Origin of the sequence: Campylobacter concisus (assembly GCF_002913865.1) — a bacterium.
Taxonomy (GTDB): Bacteria; Campylobacterota; Campylobacteria; order Campylobacterales; family Campylobacteraceae; genus Campylobacter_A; species Campylobacter_A concisus_AM.
The window spans coordinates 1-1,198 of sequence record NZ_POYX01000136.1 but is presented as its reverse complement, the minus strand read 5'-3'; the positions used below and the strand labels follow the sequence as shown (position 1 = coordinate 1,198).

The 1,198-nt window shown below is 33.0% G+C and carries 3 protein-coding genes; 1 reads left to right on the top strand and 2 read right to left on the bottom strand.

The window, feature by feature from the left end:
- Nucleotides 1–228: flagellar biosynthesis protein (locus CYP77_RS08925; protein WP_103599747.1), on the top strand; the 228-nt coding region annotated here is incomplete at its 5' end.
- Here the strand turns inward: CYP77_RS08925 and CYP77_RS08920 are convergent.
- Together CYP77_RS08920 and CYP77_RS08915 are read right to left on the bottom strand one after the other, a co-directional pair.
- On the bottom strand, nt 225–719 hold the full coding sequence (locus CYP77_RS08920; RefSeq protein WP_223228736.1) for a transglutaminase-like cysteine peptidase: 495 nt from the start codon (nt 717–719) through the stop codon (nt 225–227). The two genes, CYP77_RS08925 and CYP77_RS08920, sit on opposite strands and share 4 nt — an antisense overlap.
- Nucleotides 720–840: 121 nt before the next feature.
- A partial coding sequence (locus tag CYP77_RS08915) for a response regulator transcription factor (protein WP_141090845.1) occupies nt 841–1,198 on the bottom strand: 358 nt, incomplete at its 5' end.

The window sequence follows — 1,198 nt, the reverse complement described above, 5'->3', positions numbered from 1 at the left end:
GTAATTTTACTGCTAATTTACGTGATCTACTTCTTAATGATCCGCTATGAAAAAAAGATAGCGACGCTAAGTAAGATGATCGAGCAAAACAGTGATGGCATCAAAGAAAATAGAGACCTTATAGGTCAAAACAGATCACTAATCGAGAAAAATAAACACAACATTGAGAAAAACACCAAAGATATTACAACAAATGTTGAAAAAATAGACATCGACTTGGAAGATTAATTCTTCCAAAATTTCTCTTCTTTTTCTTTTTTTATCAAATTTTCGTAAGTTTGCATTCTTATATTTACTGGCTCTAAATTTATGCCATCTTTTTTTATCTTAAAATATTTTCCATCCATCAAGCAATACTCTGGCACAAGGTCATAACGCTTCGAAAGTGGCAAAACTCTAAAGCTTAGATTATCTAGTATCAAAGGCTCTTTGTGTAAATTTTCCCAAACAGCTAGCACCATATGATATTTTTTCGTATTTTTTTCCTGAACGACTAGAAGACATTTTTGATTATCTACACCAAGATCTTTTAGGCTATCACGCTTTGATATCGCGTACTCCTCGCAGTCTCCGCCACCTCGCCTTAAAAACTCGCTCCTAGTGCTCCACACATCGACATTTGTATTGTAAAAATCATCATATCTTGGCATTAAGGAATTTAAGTATGAATTTATGAGTTCTAGCTTTCTTATAAAGCTTTCGTGTTCTATTTTTTTCATAAAATTTGCATAGTGATTTAGGATATTTTTGCAAATTTGATTTTTGCATTGAGATATATTTTTTGGAGAAATTTCAAAATTATTTGCAAAAAGAGAAGAGACAAAAAAAAGAAGCAAAATTTTACGCATGTAGCTGCTTCATCAAAAGTACAAGACCTATTCTATCTTTCACATTTAGTTTGCTATAAATCGACGTGGTGTGCGCCTTTACTGTCCTTAAAGTAATGCCTGTTTGCTCTGAAATTTCATTGTTTGTTAGACCTTGGTAGATTAAGTTTGCGATCTCTTTTTCACGTGAGCTAAGCTCGCTTAGATCAGACTTTTTCTCTAAAGTTTCACTTTCATTATTTATATATGAGCCAGTTAGCTCTCCAATCATCGCTTGGATAAATTCTGGATAAAGCCAAACTTTGCCATTTAAAATCGTCTCAAAGGCATCTTCAAAGTGAGTTTTTCTCATGTGTGAGTTTGCATATCCT

Coding starts and splice junctions, on each gene's coding strand:
- CYP77_RS08920 (WP_223228736.1), bottom strand. CDS start 719: ATGAAAAAAATAGAACACGAAAGCTTTATAAGAAAGCTAGAACTCATA.